At 68.6% G+C, this 16980-nt stretch carries 17 protein-coding genes and 1 pseudogene; 13 read left to right on the top strand and 5 right to left on the bottom strand.

Annotated elements, in window-relative coordinates; translation table 11 throughout:
* Positions 1-25: 25 nt before the first annotated feature.
* The gene (locus ACFPFQ_RS12355; protein WP_379618022.1) at positions 26-937 is read right to left on the bottom strand and encodes an ABC transporter permease; all 912 of its coding nucleotides are present in this window, start codon (positions 935-937) and stop codon (positions 26-28) included.
* Positions 934-1887 (bottom strand): ABC transporter permease, encoded by a 954-nt coding sequence (locus ACFPFQ_RS12350; RefSeq protein WP_379618020.1) that lies wholly within the window; start codon positions 1885-1887, stop codon positions 934-936. The genes ACFPFQ_RS12355 and ACFPFQ_RS12350 overlap by 4 nt, the downstream gene beginning before the upstream one ends.
* A gap of 489 nt (positions 1888-2376) precedes the next feature.
* Between ACFPFQ_RS12350 and ACFPFQ_RS12345 the strand changes: the two genes are divergently transcribed.
* The 3 genes from ACFPFQ_RS12345 to ACFPFQ_RS12335 all read left to right on the top strand — a co-directional run bounded on the left by ACFPFQ_RS12345 (position 2377) and on the right by ACFPFQ_RS12335 (position 5314).
* Positions 2377-3150, top strand: a complete 774-nt coding sequence (locus ACFPFQ_RS12345) for a FadR/GntR family transcriptional regulator (RefSeq protein ID WP_379618018.1) — start codon at positions 2377-2379, stop codon at positions 3148-3150.
* Between the two features lie 66 nt (positions 3151-3216).
* The gene (locus ACFPFQ_RS12340) at positions 3217-4005 is read left to right on the top strand and encodes an SDR family oxidoreductase (protein WP_379618016.1); all 789 of its coding nucleotides are present in this window, start codon (positions 3217-3219) and stop codon (positions 4003-4005) included.
* A gap of 94 nt (positions 4006-4099) precedes the next feature.
* Positions 4100-5314 (top strand): cytochrome P450, encoded by a 1215-nt coding sequence (locus tag ACFPFQ_RS12335; protein WP_379618014.1) that lies wholly within the window; start codon positions 4100-4102, stop codon positions 5312-5314.
* Positions 5315-5695: 381 nt separating this feature from the next.
* Here the strand turns inward: ACFPFQ_RS12335 and ACFPFQ_RS12330 are convergent, their stop codons facing one another.
* On the bottom strand, positions 5696-6283 hold the full coding sequence (locus ACFPFQ_RS12330; protein ID WP_379618012.1) for a TetR/AcrR family transcriptional regulator: 588 nt from the start codon (positions 6281-6283) through the stop codon (positions 5696-5698).
* Positions 6284-6460: 177 nt separating this feature from the next.
* Between ACFPFQ_RS12330 and ACFPFQ_RS12325 the strand changes: the two genes are divergently transcribed.
* The 7 genes and pseudogenes from ACFPFQ_RS12325 to ACFPFQ_RS12295 all read left to right on the top strand — a co-directional run bounded on the left by ACFPFQ_RS12325 (position 6461) and on the right by ACFPFQ_RS12295 (position 11168).
* Complete coding sequence (locus ACFPFQ_RS12325) at positions 6461-7252, top strand: SDR family NAD(P)-dependent oxidoreductase (RefSeq protein ID WP_379618010.1); 792 nt, start codon at positions 6461-6463, stop codon at positions 7250-7252.
* A 72-nt stretch (positions 7253-7324) separates the two neighbouring features.
* Positions 7325-8218, top strand: coding sequence for an amidohydrolase family protein (locus ACFPFQ_RS12320; protein ID WP_379618008.1), 894 nt, complete (start codon positions 7325-7327; stop codon positions 8216-8218).
* Positions 8219-8286: 68 nt separating this feature from the next.
* Entirely contained in the window at positions 8287-8631 is a 345-nt protein-coding gene (locus ACFPFQ_RS12315; protein WP_379618006.1) for a hypothetical protein, read from the top strand.
* Between the two features lie 222 nt (positions 8632-8853).
* Positions 8854-9394 (top strand): annotated as a pseudogene (locus ACFPFQ_RS12310) (transposase family protein); the annotation flags it as partial.
* 286 nt (positions 9395-9680) lie between these two features.
* Complete coding sequence (locus tag ACFPFQ_RS12305; RefSeq protein ID WP_379618004.1) at positions 9681-10604, top strand: MmgE/PrpD family protein; 924 nt, start codon at positions 9681-9683, stop codon at positions 10602-10604.
* Between the two features lie 9 nt (positions 10605-10613).
* Positions 10614-10760 carry a hypothetical protein gene (locus tag ACFPFQ_RS12300; protein WP_379618002.1) on the top strand — a complete coding sequence of 49 codons (147 nt, stop codon included), beginning with the start codon at positions 10614-10616 and terminating at the stop codon, positions 10758-10760.
* A 111-nt stretch (positions 10761-10871) separates the two neighbouring features.
* Positions 10872-11168 (top strand): carboxymuconolactone decarboxylase family protein, encoded by a 297-nt coding sequence (locus ACFPFQ_RS12295; RefSeq protein ID WP_379618000.1) that lies wholly within the window; start codon positions 10872-10874, stop codon positions 11166-11168.
* A 19-nt stretch (positions 11169-11187) separates the two neighbouring features.
* Here ACFPFQ_RS12295 and ACFPFQ_RS12290 read toward each other — a convergent pair whose 3' ends face one another.
* Positions 11188-12423 carry an acyl-CoA dehydrogenase family protein gene (locus tag ACFPFQ_RS12290; RefSeq protein ID WP_379617998.1) on the bottom strand — a complete coding sequence of 412 codons (1236 nt, stop codon included), beginning with the start codon at positions 12421-12423 and terminating at the stop codon, positions 11188-11190.
* Complete coding sequence (locus ACFPFQ_RS12285; RefSeq protein WP_379617997.1) at positions 12420-13601, bottom strand: acetyl-CoA C-acyltransferase; 1182 nt, start codon at positions 13599-13601, stop codon at positions 12420-12422. The genes ACFPFQ_RS12290 and ACFPFQ_RS12285 overlap by 4 nt, the downstream gene beginning before the upstream one ends.
* Before the next feature lie 116 nt (positions 13602-13717).
* Here ACFPFQ_RS12285 and ACFPFQ_RS12280 point away from each other — a divergent pair, with 116 nt between their 5' ends.
* The 3 genes from ACFPFQ_RS12280 to ACFPFQ_RS12270 all read left to right on the top strand — a co-directional run bounded on the left by ACFPFQ_RS12280 (position 13718) and on the right by ACFPFQ_RS12270 (position 16968).
* Positions 13718-14881 (top strand): acyl-CoA dehydrogenase family protein, encoded by a 1164-nt coding sequence (locus ACFPFQ_RS12280; protein ID WP_379618166.1) that lies wholly within the window; start codon positions 13718-13720, stop codon positions 14879-14881.
* 111 nt (positions 14882-14992) lie between these two features.
* The gene (locus ACFPFQ_RS12275) at positions 14993-16222 is read left to right on the top strand and encodes an amidohydrolase family protein (protein ID WP_379617995.1); all 1230 of its coding nucleotides are present in this window, start codon (positions 14993-14995) and stop codon (positions 16220-16222) included.
* Positions 16223-16371: 149 nt separating this feature from the next.
* A complete protein-coding gene (locus tag ACFPFQ_RS12270; protein WP_379617993.1) occupies positions 16372-16968 on the top strand; it encodes a MarR family winged helix-turn-helix transcriptional regulator in 597 nt (198 codons plus the stop codon).
* The last annotated feature ends 12 nt before the right edge of the window (positions 16969-16980 follow it).

The following is a 16980-nucleotide window of genomic DNA, read 5'->3' as shown; positions in this document are numbered from 1 at the left end:
TTTCCCGGTCTCGACTTCTTCGGGCTCAGCGGGAGTGGCTGAACCGGGCCCTGAGCCGATCGCCGAGGACGTTGAGGGCGAAGACGGTGAGGAAGATGGCGGCAGCGGGGTAGAAGACGAGTGCCGGGTTCGTCGCGATGTACTCGCGTCCGTCATTGATCATTCCGCCCCAGCTGGGAGTGGGGGACGGGATTCCGAGACCGAGGAAGCTCAGGGAGCCCTCGGCGATGATCAGCGTGGCGACGACGATCGGAAGGTAGGAGGCGAGCGCCGGAAGCAGGTTGGGCAACACCTCGCGGACCATCAGGCGCGACGGGCGCGCCCCGAGGTTCGTCGCCGCCTGCACGAACTCGCGGGTTGCCCAGCTCATCGTGTTCGCGCGGGCGAGTCGCAGGAAAGTCGGTGTCATCAGTACCGCGAGCGCGATCAGCAGCGTGGTGACGCTGGGCTGTAGAACCGAGGACATCGCGAGCAACAGCACCAGGGGAGGGAAGGCGAGCAGTGCGTCGGCCAGGTAGGAGATGACCGTGTCGACCGGTCCCCGATAGAACCCGGCCACCAGGCCGGCGGCGGTTCCGATCACGAAGGCGCCGAGGCCGGCCACCGTGCCGATCACGAGGGAGACGCGGGCACCGAAGATCATGCGGGCGAGGACGCTGCGGCCGAGCCCGTCCGTGCCGAGCAGGCCCGCCCATGACGGATCAGATCCTGCTCGGAGCTGACCGATGGGCTGCGCGGGGTCGGGCAGCGGCAGCGCTGATGCGAGCGCCGCCAGCACGACCACGAGAAGCACCCACGACAGGGCCGCGTAGAAGAGGATCGGGGGCCGTCGGGACAAACGGACGATCGCCGGCTGATCTGCCGGTTCGCACGGGGGGCCGCTCGGCTGCACGGCGGCCGATCCACGCGGTGCGGCGGCCGGATCGATCGTCGTCATCGGGCGACCTCATGGCGGACCCGGGGGTCGATCGCCCCATAGGTGATGTCGACCAGCGTGTTCAGCAGGACGTAAACGATCACGACGAAGGCCACGATGCCCTGCACGACGATCACGTCGCGCGCGGTGATCGACTGGATGACCAGCTGCCCGAGACCCGGAAGGGAGAACAGGGACTCGACGATCACCGTGCCGCCGAGGAGCCGACCGATGCTGATCCCGGCAAGGGTCAGCAGCGATAACGACGACGGCCGCAGGGCGTGGCGCCACAGGACGTAGGAGCCGGTGAGCCCGCGCGCGCGGGCGGCTGCGATGTAGTCCTCGGCAAGGGTCGTGCCGAGGTCGGTGCGCAGCAGCCGCTGGAATGCGGCGAACTCCGGCAGCGCCACGGCGAACGCGGGCAGCAGCGCGCTCCGCAGGTTGGCGCCGACCCCGTCCTCGATGGGGTTCCAGCCGGTGACGGGAAAGATCCCTGCCTTGATGGCCAGGAGGTAGACCAGGACCGGTGCCGCGACGAACGCCGGGATCGACATCGCCGCCGACGACATCACCGCGCAGAGCCGATCGACGACATCCCCTGGCCGGCTCGCCGCCCAGATCGCTCCCGGCACCGCCGCGCCGAGGGCGATCACCTCGGCGAGCACGGCGATCTCGACGGTCACCGGCAGGCGCTGCAGTATCGCGTCGATGACGGGCTGGTTCGTGAGCACCGACGTGCCGAAGTCACCGCGGGCCAACCCGGTAAGCCAACGCCAGTACTGGACGGGTATCGGCTGGTCGAGGCCGAGTCGAGTGGTGAGCGTGGCGACGGCCTCGGGCGTCGCTTGATCGCCGAGCAGGGAGGCGGCGACCGAACCGGGGGCAAGGCTCAGCAGGGCAACCGCCAGGAACGTGGCGAGGAGGACCACGAGAAGTCCGCGGACCAGCCTCCGGGCAGCGAAGGGCATCATCGGCGTTCGCTCCGCTTCTCCGTCATCGGGACACGGGCTGCTCTCGTCTTGGCCTCAGGCTATCCGAATCGAGTGCTACGTTCAATAGTCTAACTGTTAATTCGGCTGTTTCCCCACCGTCCACGCCGCCTACCGAAGGGCGACCTGGTGTCTGACGGGGGCAAGGTTGGGCCGCGATGGACGCCAGAGCTTGCCGCCCTACGTCAAACTGCAGCAGTAACTCGATAACTATGTTAACGTTATGATGGCCTCTTGTACCGGCGGGAGCGCGGCTCGTTCGCGCCCCTCCGGTTCGGCGAGGATGGTCTTGTCGGAACTTGCGGTCGCGCGGGGTCTGAACGCCCCCGCACCGCCCACCCCGCCGCCTGACCGCGAAAAGGGGACTCGCGGTCGGTGCTGCCGAGATCACTCTCTGTACATGCGGTATCGTCCACAGTTGAAGACGCGAACGTGGTTAAATCTTCTTAGGGATATTCGGGGGAGGGTGGCATGGCGACGACGGGTGGAGCTGAGTCGTTTCCGACGTTGCAGATGCCGAAGGCGGCCTCGCTTGCCGCCGCAAGCGTTCGCCGTCGGATCGTTCGCGGGGAGCTGAAGGAAGGCGACGCGCTTCCTCCTGAGTCCGAGTTGATGAAGCAGTTCGGGATCTCGCGGCCCACCTTGCGCGAGGCACTTCGCATCCTCGAGGCGGAGGGCCTGCTGGTCGTGCGACGTGGTGCTCGCGGTGGAGCCCGGGTCACCTCGCCTGATCCGGCTGTCGTGGCGACCTATGCGGGGCTGCTGCTCGAGTTCAACAGAACCGAGGTCTCCGACGTCCTGAGCGCCCAGGCCGTGCTCGAGGTCGGCGCGGTGCAGAGGCTGGCGGAGCACGGGTCCCGCGATGCCATCGCCCGGCTCGAGGGGCTGCTCGACGAGGAAGAGGCGGCGCTGGGTGACACCGAGAAGTTCAGCGCGGTCGCGGCGACCTTCCACGCGGCGCTGATCGAACTGTGCGGGAGTCAGACCCTGGCCATGATGGGTGGGATGCTCTCGAAGATCATCTTCACGCATGGCCACGTCGTTGCGGCGGTGCAGCCGCCGACTCCGGGTCGCCCGCCGGCCTGGCAGACCAAGTCCAACGAGGTGCATCGGGCCCTGCTCGAACACATCAAGGCCCGCGACGCGGACGCCGGGGTGAAGCTCTGGACGGCTCACTGCCGTGCGAACCGGCGTGCGACGCTGGCTGAAGTCCCCAACAACACCGTTCTGGATCTCTTCGACTAGCCCTGCATGAGCCGAGTTCGCCTCGGGCGACATTGCCGGCTGTCGGTCGAGCAGTGGAGGTGGCCCATGGCGATCAACGACGGTTCCGGCAGTGGTTCGGACGGCGCGCTTGCAGGCTCGGTATGCGTTGTGGTCGGCGCGTCGACGGGGATCGGTCGCGCGACGGCGGCTCGTCTCGTCGCGGATGGCGCGGCGGTAGTGGTGATGATGGCACGCGGCGCCGCTCGGCTGCGACAGGCGGCGGCGTCCGTGGGCGGCACGTCAGTGGCCGTCCCGGTTGACATCGCCGATCCCGCGGCTGTTCGGGCCGCCTTCGCCGAGATCGGTGAGCGGTGGGGGCGGGTCGACGCGCTGTTCAACGTCGCTGGCGTCTCGCGACTCGGTCGCCTGGGGGAGCTGTCCGACGAGGACATTGCCTACGTGTTCGCGATCAACCTCCTCGGGCCGATCTACACCGCTCGCGCCGTGCTGCCGCTGATGCAGGACGGTGGGGGAACCATTGTGAACGTCTCGTCGGAGGCGACGCTCGACGCGATGCCCGGAGGCATTCTCTACGGAACCAGCAAAGCCGGCTTGAACGCGTTCACCACGATGATGACGAGAGAGTTGCGCGGCACCGGCATCCGCTTCTGCCTGTGCATCCTGGGGCACACCGAGGGAACCGCGTTTCGCGACAACTTCACCGGCCCCTCGTGGGAGCGGGCTCGCTCGGCCATGCAGGAGGACGGCTACTACCGGCGGGTCGCCGGCGCGGCGGGGATGAGCGTCGACGAGGTGGCCGAGGCTCTTGCCTTCGTGGCTGCCCGTCCCATGCGGCAGATGATCGACGTCGTCCACGTCCGCGCAGCAGGCTGATCGCGATACGGAGATCAGCGGCACCCCTTGCGAGGCAGAAGTAGCTGACTTATTATGCTTTTAAGTCAGCACTCGACGACGAGGAGAGGCTCGGATGACCGCAGAGGCGCCTCCCGGATGCCCCGCACACATTCCGGCGGATCGCCGTCGGGTGTTCGACTATGCCCGCGACCCCAAGAACACGCCGACGCCGGCCGACACCTACCTGGCGTTCCGCAATGAGCGCCCCTTCTGGTCGCCGGTGTCGGGTGGGTTCTGGGTGCTCACCAACGCGCAGGCGATGCGGGATGCCTTCCAGGATCCGGCCTCATTCTCCAACCGGAACATCGGTCTGGGCTACAGCGGCTACCCGGATCTGCTGATACCGGAGCAGCTGGATCCGCCGGATCACCGCAAGTACCGCGGGTTGCTCGCCCCGTGGTTCACTCCGGGCGTAGCAAAGCGCCTGGCAGACGAGATCCGCCCGCTGTGTGCTGATCTCATCGACGGCATGGTCGCGGCGGGGCAGGGCGACGTGATCGACCTGTTTGTCGGGCGGTTCCCGCAAGCGGTCTTCCTCACGAAGGTCCTGCACCTGCCCTTGGACGATCTGGACACGTTCATGCGGTGGGAGCACGCCATGCTCCGACATCCGCAGGTACCCGCGGATGCTGTCGCTGCCGGCCAGGAGCTGCGGGCCTATCTCGGCCGGGCCATCGAAGAACGGGTTGTCGACCCGATCGACGGTGACCTGCTGAGCGGGCTGGTCCATGGTGAGGTGGATGGTCGTCCGGTCACACGGGACGAGGTCCTCAACATCGGGTTCCTGCTCTTTCTGGCTGGTCTCGACACCGTCACGACGGCGCTGTCGTTCGCGCTCCTGTTCCTCGCGCAGAACCCGGAGCATCGCCGGCAGCTAGTGGAGAACCCGGCGTTGGTGCCTGGGGCGGTCGAGGAGCTCTTGCGCTATCACTCCTTTGTCAATGCCGTTCGGACGGCCACCCACGACTTCGAGTTCCACGGGATCCCCCTGCGGGAGGGTGACCGGGTCCTGTCGAGCGCGACGCTCGCGGGTCGCGATCCCGCGGAGTTCCCCGACCCTGACACGGTCGACTTCGGCCGAATCTCCAACCGGCACATGGCGTTCGGCGCCGGACCGCACCGCTGCTTGGGCTCGCACCTCGCCAGGATCGAGATGGTGATCGCGATCGAGGAGTTCCACAAGCGCATCCCGGACTACGAGCTGCTGCCCGGCGCCGAGATCACCTATCACGCCGCCGGTGTGATGGGCCCTGATGTGGTGCCGTTGCGGTGGCGTACCGACCACTGAATCCGTACCGTGCTGACGACGTTTCGAGGAGAGTCCCATGATTAGGCCGGGAACCCGGCTCGGTTGCCCAGACTGCTCGACCGAGGTCATCGTCGTACGCCCGTCGCATTGCGAGGTTTCGCTCAGTTGCAGCGGATCGGGGCTCGTGCCGATCGACGCGGCACGACCTCGCGCGGGCCATTCGAGCGCCGACGGTATCGGCACCGTTCTCGGAAAGCGCTACGTCGACGATGAGGTCGGGATCGAGATCCTCTGCACGAAGCCGGGCCCGGGGCTCGTCGCATGCAACGGAGTATCTCTGTTGCAACGAGCCGCTAAGCCGCTTCCGGCCTCGGATTGAGCGGGGCCGGTGCTCCCACCCGTCGATCGGCTCCGACGGGTTCACGGGGTCAGGCCCTCAACGACGACCGTCAGCATCCGTCGCGGCCGATCCGTTGCGGTCGGCACCTCCTCGTTGATCAGCACGATGCCGTGCACCACCAGTAGCAGGTCCCCCAGGTCGACGCTGGCCCGAACCACGCCGGCCTCCTGGGCCCGAGCCATGAGCTCCACACCGGCCGCCTTCATCTCCTGACAGCTGGTGTTCACCACGCTGCCGTCCTGGAGCTTGGCGCTCATCACGCTCGCCGCCAGTCCGTGACCGCAGGCGCCGCTCTCGAGATGGAGCTCGAGCCACCGCACGAAGCCGTCGAACGGATCGTCGGCTGCGAGCAGATCGCGTGCCTGATCGCGCAATGTGTCGGCGATCCGCAGGAACACTGCTTCCAGCAGGTCCTGCCGGGTGGGGAAATGGCGGTACAGCGTGGCGATGCTGACCTCCGCACGTCGAGCGATGTCCTCGAGTGCAGCCGCCGCGCCGTGCTCGTCGAAGGCCTGGTCCGCCGCCTCGATGAGCCGGTCGTAGTTGCGCTGGGCGTCGGCGCGCAGCCTGCGGGCCGACGGCACGGCCGAGTTGTCGATCCGGGACATCAGGAAGGCCTCCTCGGCACGCGACACCGTTGCTAGGTGTAGGGGCCCTACGGTATCTCTTGATAACCGTAGGGCTCCTACTGTAGTTTTCGTAGGGACCCTACGGTTGTGACCGTGTTGGACCTTGCGAGCCACGGGCGTCAGCTTGTCGGCAGGTCGAGCAGGAAGAGAGAGCAGATGCTGGACAATGCACTTCGCGGACGCATCGCGCTCGTCACAGGAGGCGGATCCGGGATCGGTCGTGGCTGCGCGGAGTCGCTCGCGGCATGTGGCGCAATCGTTGTCGCCACGGACATCAACCTTGGTTCGGTACGGCAGACGGCCGAGATCATTCGCACCGCCGGGGGCATCTCCGAGGCCTACGCGCTGGACGTGGCCGACGATGCCGCGTGGGAGTCGGTGCTGGCAACCGTTCGAGACCGCTTCGGAGCCGTCACGGTCCTCGTCAACAACGCGGCCCTCAAGGCCTCGATCGCCAATGACGGAGGTTTGCTCGACACGACGCTCGACGTCTGGGATCGGATTCTCGCGACGAACCTGCGCGGTCCGATGCTCGGCACCCGCCGAGTGCTGCCGGGCATGATCGAGGCACGCAGCGGTTCGGTGATCATGATGACCTCGACCGCCGCACTGCACAGCGTGGCGGGCTTCGCAACGGCCTATTCCTCGGCCAAGGCCGGGATGATCGGCCTGACCCGCAGCATCGCGGCCACGTACGGCCCCCAGGGCGTTCGCTGCAATGCCATCGCCCCTGGTGTGATCATGGTCGGCGACGACACGGCCAGCCAGGAATCCTTTCGCCAATCCAGCGGCGCCTTCATCGAGAGGCCGGGCCGGCCGGCCGACATCGCCGCGTCCGTCGCCTTCCTCGCGAGCGACGCAGGCTCGTACATCAACGGTCAGGTGCTGACCATCGACGGCGGCCTCACCGCTCACATGCCCGGGCTCTCGGGCGGCCCACACAGCTGACGACCGGCGCGGCAACCTGCCGCTGTCGGCCCAGGAGGCGCACCCGCTCCTCGCTACAGCAAGGAGATTTCCGTGGACATCGTCGATGGCCAGCTCCACGCCAACCAGATCGGGCCGAACTGGCGCGATTCCGATCTCGACAGCACGGTGGACGCAACCATCGTTGCGATGGACGCCGTCGGCGTCAATGCCGCCGTTATCGACGAGTTCACCGGGCTCGACGAGGAGTTCCACATGCTCCCCGGTGGTCGGCACTCAAACGGTGCCTGGCGTCCCGAGCGTCCGTTCTCCCAGCTCGCGGTCAGCAGGTATCCCCACCGCTTCGTCTGGCTGAGCCGTGTGGACCACAAGGATCCCGATCTGGAAGAGGTCGTTGCGGGGCTGCGCAAGCAACCCGGCTGCGCCGGTATTCGGGTGCATTCCGGGTTCGACGGCAACGTCTGGCGGGATCTGGATTTCGAGGCTGGTGGCTACAGTCGGCTGTTCGCGGCCTGCCAGGACGCGCGGGTGCCGGTCTTCATCATGGTGACGCCGCACTCGGAGACGCTGGAGCGCTATCTGTTGGAGTTCCCCGACCTGGTGTTCGTCATCGACCATATCGGCATTGCTTGGCCAGACCTCGATGTGGCGCCCACCGAGCGATACGCTCGACTCGACAAGATCCGCCGACTCTCTGAATACGGCAATCTGCACCTCAAGTGGTCGCACGTCGAGCGTCTCGCCCATGATCCTTACCCGTATCCAGACCTGATTCCCCACTTCCGAAAGGTTGTGGACTCCTACGGGGCAGAACGAATCTTGTGGGCCAGCGACCACACCCAGGCGGTGAAGGCAGGGCTCTCGCCGCATCCGGCGCCCTACTCCCACAGCCTGCACTACCTGCTGGACTGCGGTGCCTTCTCCTCCTCGGAGAAGGAATGGATGCTGGGGCGTGCGGTGCGAAAGGTTCTGGACTGGTCGGTCTGACCCGTGGATGTCGCTCCACTCGGTGGCACCACCGAAATCATCGCCTCGATCGACGACGTCACCCGCCGATGGACATCACATCTCGAATTTCGTGCCGCGCCGTCGGTCTCGTCGGCGCAGATCCTGGATTGAACCGCCTGATCGTCGCACCGCCCACGACGCCGGCGATCGCAGCGGCGATCGCCGCCGAATGGCAGTTTGTCCGGCTGACCGGCGCACGTCAGATCGCCGACTCCGCAGGCCAGGGCGACACTCCTAAGCAGCTCGACGTGTTGATCGACGGTGCCACCGCCGACATCTACGATGACGACAACTACCGGCGCTCCGCCGACTGCGGCGCGGGGTTCGGCTTCATGTCGAAGATGTGCATCCGTCCTCGGCAGGTGGGAGTGGCTAACCCCGGCTCTTCATGACAGGTCCGGCGTGTCCGCGTCCGGATAGACGAAAGTGCCCCGCTACCAGGGGAAACTGGGATTGCTGAAGTCGCAGTCCATCAGGTAGAGGAGCACTGAGCCTTTGCCAACCTGGTGGATGGGCTGGTCAGCGGGCTGTCGGCGTGGCGTGACCTCGAATGGGTGAAGCTCCTGGTAGACGGGCGATTGCTGAGATCAATCCGCCTGACCAGGAGCTTCAACGTGCTGTCTTACCCGTCCGGGATGACCGTGTCCAATCGCGCCCTCGGCCTGCTCGCCGACGCGTTGCGTGCCCGGCGAAACGAGCGGGCGATCCGCTGGCGCAAGCTGACGCCTGGTCGTCAAGCGCTGATGGTGGTGGCGTACCTGCGCAAAGGCGAGACCTACGCCGATCTGGCCTGCGGGTTCGGGGTCGGGACCTCGACGGTCTACCGCTACCTCCGCGAAGCACTCGACCTGCTGGCCACGCTGGCACCCACGCTCGAGCAGGCGATCGAGGTCGCGAAGCGCAAGGCGTTCGTGATCCTGGATGGGACGCTGGTTGCGTATCGATCGGGTCGGCATGGCCTCGGGATATGACCGGGCGTTCTACAGCGGCAAGCACAAGTGTCATGGGTTGAACGTGCAGGTCATCGCCGACCCGATCGGACGGTTGGTGTGGATCTCCCCACCGCTGCCCGGTGCACGACACGACATGGGCGCTGCCCGCGAGCACGGCATCATCGACGCGCTCACCGTCCACGAGATCCCTGCCGCCGCGGACACCGCTTAGACGGTATGTGGGGTTGTCCTTCCCTCGGGTGGCCGTGAGTGTGGCCGTCGCTCGTCGCTGGTCAAGGTCGTTCGTCATCGCTTCGCTGCGGGCGCTCCACCTTGACCAGCTCCTCGTCGACGGCGTTTCGGCCTGTATCGCGGAAGGGTGGGGTGTGGTCGGCAGACACGAGCGCCGGCGAGCGCGCCGACGAACACCCGGGCCGGGATGGCGGCCCGGGAAATCCACTGCGAGGAGGCTGTGGTGATCGGTAACCGGTCGCCATTCGGTGGATGCCATGGTCGGTCGCGGATGGCACGGATCCAAGATCCTCGGTACATTCGGTGCCGCGGCCACGGCCGGGAAGCTGCTCGGCCTCGATCCGACCCAGCTCGCACACGCGCTCGCGATCGCGGGCAGTGACGCGGGCGGGGGTATGGAGTACGAGTTCAACGGCGGCGAGGTGAAGCGCATGCACTCCGGCTCGGCCGCGCGCCACGGCGCCCAGGCCGCGCAGCTCGCCGGCTCCGGGCTGACCGGGCCGCTCACGATATTCGAAGGGAAGCGCGGCTTCTACCGGCTGTTCACGGGCGCCCCGGCCCCGGATGAGACCACGGAGATCGGGGAGCACTTCCACATCGTCGACACCATCTTCCGCATGTACCCGACCATCGGGTCCGCGGCCACCGTGCTGGAGGGGCTCGACACCATCCTCGAGACCACACGCTTGAAGTGGGACGACGTCGCGGAAGTGCGCATCGGTCTGCCCCAGATCGCGGTGGGCCACGGTGCCTCCAACACCCACCCCACCGACGCGATATCCGCGCAGTTCAGCACCGCCTTCGGGGTGGGGCTGCTCCTCGTCCTCGGCCACGCGAACCTCGCCGACTACATGAACGCCGAGCTCTGGGACGACGACCGCATCCGGCAGGTCATCGACCGGGTCGTCCCCTACGCCGCGAACTTCGGCCCCGGCGTCAATCTCAGCGCCGAGATCGAGGTCGTGCTCACCGACGGCCGGGTCCACCGACACCGGCAGAACGGATTCCGCGGACACCCGGCGAATCCGGGACGCGCCGAAGCCGTCGCCGCGAAGTTCACCGACCTCACCGCCGAGATCCTCGGTTCGGCCGGGAGCGACGAGCTCAGGCGGATCGTCGAGCACCTTGATGGCGAACCGAACGTCGTCGAGCTCGTCGGTCATCTGGTGAGCAAGCGCTGATCGAGAGGAATGACCGTGCAGCGACTGGACGAACCCGAACCCGAAGCCAGTCCCGACGATGTCGTGCGACTCCTCGCGAACCTGCCGCCGGACCCGATGTTCCGCATGTTGTCCCACGCGTCGACCACCATCGAGCCGCTGCTGGACTTCGCCTGATCCCTCTACATCGGTCTGGCGCTGTCCGACCGACTCCGCGAAGTCGCGATCCTGACCCTCGCGCAGGCGACAGACGCGACGTTCGTGTGGACTCAGCACATCCCGATCTCGGTGGCAGCTGGCATCGACGATCCGACCCGTGCAGCGATCCGCGCCGGCACCTTCGACGACCCCGCGCTGTCCGCAGCAGACCGAGCCGTCGGGCAGTTCACGGCGGCCGTCACAGCCGGTCCGGCAGTGTCCGGCGAGCTCTTCGACACCGTCCGCGCACAGCTGTCGGCGCGCGAGATCGTGGAGCTCCTCCAGGTGCTCGGCTACTACTGGATGCTCGGCCGCATCTCGACCGTGCTCGACATCGAACCCACGGAGTCCTACGAGACGTACCGTGATCGCTTCCTCGACAACTGAGCCGGTGCGACCTCCGCCGTCATTCCCGGGGCAGGTGCAGCACCCGCTCGGCGATGATCGTGCGTTGGATCTCGTCCGTGCCGCCGGCGATCCGTAGGCCGGGCACGCCGAGCACCATGTCCGACCAGGCGTAGGTGCCCCACTCGCCGGTGTCGGCAACCAGCCTGTCGCCGAGGACGTGGCGGACGAGGTCGGCGATCCGGGCGAGGTTGCGGGTCATCTCCAGCTTGCCGGCCGATGCCTCGGGGCCGGGTGGGCGGCCGTGGCGCAGAGCCCCTTCGGTGCGGGTGCGGCTCACCCGGGCGGTCACGAGGCCGAGGTAGGCCTCGCCGAAGAGCCGACGGGTCTCGGGATCGTCCTGCATCCCGAACTCCTCGATGAGGGCGATCAACCGGTCGATGCGCATGATGCCGCCGCCCCCGGCGCCGCCGCCGCCGGTCGCGCTGCGTTCGTGGGCGAGGGTCCCGCGCGCCACGTGCCAGCCCTCTCCGACGGCGCCGATGCGGTGCGTGTCCTCGACGACGACGTTGTCGAGGAAGACCTCGTTGAACTCCTCGCCGCCGGTCATCTCGCGCAGCGGTCGGACCAGCACCCCGGGCGCGTCCATGGGTACGAGGAACATGGTCAGGTTGCCGTGCCGTGGTCCAGGGGAGGTGCGGGCGAGGAGCAGGCCGACGTCGCTGAAGCGGGCCCGCGAGGTCCACACCTTCTGGCCCGTGAGTCGCCAGTGGTCCCCGTCGCGGACTGCGGCGGTGCGCACGCCCGCGAGGTCCGAGCCCGCCCCGGGCTCGGAGAACAGCTGGCAGCCCAGTACGTCGCCGCGGTGCATCGGAGCCAGCCAGCGCTGCTGCTGTGCGTCGCAGCCGAAGTCGGCGATCGTGGGCGCGACACAGCCGAGGCTGATGGAGAAGAGCGCTCGCGGGGCGACGTTGAACCGGTTCTCCAACGCGTCGAAGGCCTTCTGGTGGGCGCGGCCCAGGCCGCGACCGCCGTGCGCCACCGGACCGGTGATCCAGCCGAGGCCGCCGTCGAAGAGGGTGCGGCGCCAGCGGCGTGCCGCGGCGATCTCCGCGTCCCCGGTCGTCTTGAACAGCTCCACCACGTCGCTGCCCTCGCCCCACACGAAGCGACGCCCACCCGGCTCGCGGCGGGGTGCGTGAGTGGCGAGGAACGCCTCGGCCTCGGCGGCGAACTCCTCGACGGTCGGGGCGGGGGAGGGGCCGGTAGCGGCGGGATCGGTGGAGGTGAGTGTCACCCGGCCCTCCGCAGCAGGGTTCCGGTGCCGAGCCCGCCGCCGCAGCACATCGTGACCAGTGCGTGCTCGCCGTCGACCCGTCGCAGCTCGTGGACGGCCTTGACGACCAGGCCGCACCCGGTGGCACCGAGCGGGTGGCCGAGCGCGATGGCGCCGCCGTTCGGGTTGACGGTGGCCATGTCGACCTTGTACTCGCGTTCCCACGCGAGCACGACGGAGGCGAAGGCCTCGTTGATCTCGACGACGTCCAGATCGGACACGGCGAGCCCGGACCTTTCGAGCAACGCCTGGGTCGCCGGGATCGGGCCGGTGAGCATCAGGACCGGATCGGATCCGACCAGCGTGGTGCCGGCGACGCTGGCCATCGGGGCGATCCCGTGGCGATCCGCCGCTTCGGTCGACATCAGGAGCACTGCCGCGGCCCCGTCGGAGATCTGCGACGAGGTGCCTGCGGTGTGGACGCCGTCGGGGCGGCCGGTCGGCGTGAGTCCGGCGAGGGCCGCGAGCGAGGTCTCCCGGATGCACTCGTCCTCGGTGAGGGTGCGGGTCTCGCCGCTCGGACGTCCATCGGCGTCGAGCACGGGTGCGGCGGCGGGCACGATCTGGCCGGCGAACCGGCCCGCGGCACGGGCGGCCGCGGCGCGGTCTTGGGAGAGCTTGCCGTAGGCGTCGGCCTCGGCGCGGGTGATGCCCCACCGCTCCGCCACGCGTTCTGCGCCCTCGAACTGCGTGGTGTACTCGTGCTGCCGCCAGTAGGCGCGGGTGATCGGTTTGCCCAGCGCACCGTCGGCAGGCACGGTCGCGCCGATCGGGACCCGGCTCATCACCTCCACCCCGCAGACGAGAACCACCTCGGCGGTACCGGCGGCGATCGCGGCGTGGCCCATCGTGAGGGCCTGCTGCGACGATCCGCACTGTGCGTCGACGGTGGTGCACGGCACGTGCGCGGGCAGGCCGGCCACCAGCCATGCGGTGCGGCCGACGTTCATCGCCTGCATCCCGATCTGGCCGACGCAGCCGGTGATGACCTGGTCGACCGCGCCCGGGTCGAGGCTGGTGCGTTCGAGCACCGCCTGCTGGATCCGGGCGAGCAGGTCCACCGCGTGGATTCCGGCCAGGCTGCCGCGACGCCGCCCGAAGGGCGATCGTGTCGCGTCGGTGATGAGTACCTCGCGCACCGAGGCTCCTCCCGTCGTGTGATCGCCGCGGGTGCTCCTGCGACGCACTAGAGACTGTACTGAACATTACTATAATGTCGAGTGCAGTTACCTGACCGGGAGGCCCGTTGCGATTCGTGTTCACCGACGAGCAGGAGGAGCTGCGCGCGATCGTCCGCGGCTTCCTCGTCGACCGTTGTCCGGAGGCCCAGGTGCGCCGGTTCGTCGAGGACGACCTCGGCCACGACCCCCGCGTGTGGCGCGAGCTCGGCGCCGGGCTGGGACTGCAGGGCATCGGTGTGCCGGAGGAGTACGGCGGGGCCGGCCACGGGATCGTCGAGCAGGCAGTGGTGTTCGAGGAGCTGGGACGGGCCAACGTCGGCCTGCCCTTCCTCTCGACGGTCGCGCTCGCGGAGAACCTGCTGCTCGCGGTCGGTGACGACGCGGCGTGCCGAGAACACCTCCCCGGGCTGGTCGACGGCTCGCGGGTGGCGACGGTCGCGCTGGCGGAGCAGGGCTGCGGCTGGGATCCGGCCGGTGTCGAGCTGCAGGCCCGGCCCTCGGGTACAGGCTGGACCCTGCACGGGGAGAAGCTCTACGTGTCCGACGGGCAGGCCGCCGACCTGCTGCTGGTCGTCGCTCGCGCGCCGGAGGGACTCACCGTGCTGAGCGTCGACGGCGGGTACGAGGTCACGCCGATGCGCACCGTCGACCTCGCCAGGCGGCAGGCCCGGCTCCGTTTCGACGGCGTGCCGGCGCGCCTGATCGGGGAACCGGGAAGCGCGGCGGGCGCGGTCGGGCGCATGCTCGACCGGGCCGTGGTCGCGCTCGCCTGCGAGCAGGTGGGTGGAGCGCGCTGGTGCCTTGAGGCCACCGTGGCCTACGCCGCGGTCCGGGAGCAGTTCGGGCGGCCGATCGGCAGCTTCCAGGCCGTCAAGCACGCTTGTGCGGACATGCTCCTCGACGTCGAGCAGGCGGCGTCGGCGGCCTACCACGCCGTCTGGGCCGTGGCCGACGCCGAGTCCGCCGGCTCCGCAGCGGTCGACGCTGTGGAGATCGGCATCGCAGCGAGCCTGGCCAAGGCGTGTTGTTCGCGGGCTTTCGAGTCGGTGTCGGCCCAGGCGATCCATCTGCACGGTGGGATCGGGTTCACCTGGGAGCACCCCGCGCACCTCTACCACCGGCGGGCGCGGGCGAGTGCGGCGCTGTTCGGCGGTGCCGCCCGGCATCTCGACCGGATGGTCGATCTCGCCGGCCCGACACGGGTGACTTCGACCCGCCCGCCTAGTAATGTCTTCTAGATTACAGTAATATTCTAGACGGAATAATGGAGTTCAAGGAGGCCGTAGATGACCGCCGTGCGAGCTGTAGAGCGTCCGCGGGTACCGCGTGCGTCCATGGAGATCGGGGACGTGACGAGCAGGCTCCGGCCCCGGGGGACGCCGACCCTGCTGCCGGACCCCCCGGCGAGCGAGCTGTGGTGTCCGATCATCTCCGGTGATGACCATGTGCTGGAGCCGGGAGACCTGTTCGCGAGGCGCCTCCCTGGGCATCTGCTCGAGCGGGCGCCGATGCTGGTCGAGGACGAGGACGGGGTGCCGTTCTGGCGGGTGGACGGGCTCTACTACCCGATCGTGGTCGCCAACGGGTCGGCCGGTCGTCCACCCGGCGAGTGGGGCAACTCGGCGCAGAAGTTCGAGGACTTCCGGCCCGGGGTCGGTGACCCGACGGCGCGGGTGCGGGACATGGACCTCAACGGCGTCTGGGCCTCGCTCTGCTTCCCCTCCCTGATCTGGGGGTTCGCGGGGCGGCGGTTCTCGATGATGGCCGACGCGGAGGTCGGGTTCGCCTGCCTGCGCGCGTACAACGACTGGATGCTCGAGGACTGGTGCGGAGCCCACCCCGACCGGTTCGTCCCGTGCCAGCTCCCGTGGCTCGCCGATCCGGAGGTCGCCGCGGCGGAGATCCGCCGCAACGCCGACCGGGGCTTCCGTGCCGTCACGTTCCCCGAGACCCCCGACCGGCTGGGCTTCCCGTCGATCTACTCGGGCCGGTGGGCGCCGTTCTTCCGCGCGTGCGAGGAGACCGAGACGGTCGTCAACCTGCACGTCGGGTCCTCCGGGCTGATCGCGCGGCCCTCCGCTGAGAGCCCGCTCGACGTCACCGTCGCCCTGTTCCCGGTGAACGGGCTGATGGCGATGGTCGACTGGCTCTACGCGCGGATCCCGATCGACTTCCCCGACATCAAGATCACGTTGTCCGAGGCCGGGGTGTCGTGGGTGCCGATGATGAGCGAGCGCCTCGCGCGGGGGTACCGCCACGTCGAGTCGTCGGACGTGTGGTCGGCGTCGGATCCGCACCCGAACGACCTCGTCCGCCGGAACTTCTGGTTCACCTCCATAGAGGACCCGTCGGCGTTCAAGATGCTGGAGCTCATCGGGGAGGACCGCATCCTGCTCGAGTCCGACTATCCGCACCAGGACTCGACCTGGCCGGAGACGCAGGTGCTGATCGCCAAGGACCTCGGCCACCTCCCGCCCGATACGGTGCGCAAGATCGCCTTCGGCACCGCGGCGGCGCTCTACCGTCACCCCGCACCGCCTGCCGAGTGGCTGGATCGCTCGACCGTGGGCGCCGCCTGACGGCCGGCCCACGCGGTGGTGCCCCCGGTCGCCGCTGCTGGGGGAGGTGTCGGTCACCATGTGACGATGCTCCGTGCTGTTACAGTATGGGACAAGCGTAACGGGGAGTTGCGACGGACACCCGTCGCGCGGGCACGAGGGAGTGGTCGATGGCGGTGCGGTCGGGTCGCCGGCGGGTGGGGGGCACGGCGACGGCGCCTGCGGTGCCCAGTGTTGAGGTCGAGGTGTCGCCGGACGATCCCGGATCGCCCAGCGGCGGTGTCGACGACGGGGCCGCTGACGGCGGCGGTGACGCTCAGCATGAGCTCGACGCACCGCCATGGCGGCGGTTCGAGTCCACGCTGATGGCGACGTCGCGGCAGATCCGGCGCGCCTACGACGACCGGCTCGAGCGGGTCGACCTGAACCTGTCGGAGGCCTGCCTGCTCGCGTACGTCGTGGAGCACGGGCCCTTGACGCAGACGCAGGTCGCCGAGCGCATCGGCATGGGCCGGGCGCCCGCGGGAACCATCGTCGACAACCTCAGCAAGCGCGGGCTGCTCGTCCGCGCGCCCGACCCGGCCGACCGCAGGGTCTGGATGCTCTCGGGGACGAGGGCGGGCCTCAAGCTCGCCGCGCAGGTCGCCGACGTCGAGGCCGAGCTGCGGGTCGAGCTGCGCCAAGGGCTCGGCCGGGAGGAGCGGCAACAGCTGGCCGCTACTCTCCTGCGCCTGCAGGAGAACCTCGCCAGGGTGCTCGACTCCTAGACGTCCACCCCT

Source organism: Pseudonocardia sp. GCM10023141 (assembly GCF_042653605.1).
Note: the sequence above shows the minus strand (reverse complement) of the source record. Positions and strands in the feature narration are given on the sequence as shown.